Source organism: Streptococcus oralis (genome assembly GCF_001578705.1).
Lineage (GTDB): Bacteria > Bacillota > Bacilli > Lactobacillales > Streptococcaceae > Streptococcus > Streptococcus oralis_J.
Genome location: NZ_KQ969053.1, coordinates 1 through 323, shown reverse-complemented (window position 1 = coordinate 323; position 323 = coordinate 1). Strand labels below are relative to the sequence as shown.

General features: G+C 49.2%; 1 protein-coding gene. It reads left to right on the top strand.

The window, feature by feature from the left end:
• A partial coding sequence (locus SORDD05_RS09670; protein ID WP_196757209.1) for a hypothetical protein occupies window positions 1–323 on the top strand: 323 nt, incomplete at both ends.

The following is a 323-nucleotide window of genomic DNA, read 5'->3' as shown; positions in this document are numbered from 1 at the left end:
AAGCTCAGCAACAGCAAGCCAAAGTGCTTCAGCAAGTGCAAGCGTAAGTGCATCAGTAAGCGCAAGCCAAAGTGCTTCAGCATCAGAATCAGCTAGTCACTCAGCATCAGAATCAGCTAGTCACTCAGCTTCAGCATCAGTAAGTGCAAGCCAATCAACTAGCGCATCAGTATCAGCTAGCCAATCAGCTTCAGCTTCAGCATCTAACAACCAGAACTCAGCTTCTATCTCAGCAAGCGCGAGCCACTCTGCGTCAGTATCAGCAAGCCAAAGCGCTTCAGCATCGGTAAGTGCTAGTCACTCAGCATCAGAATCAGCTAGCC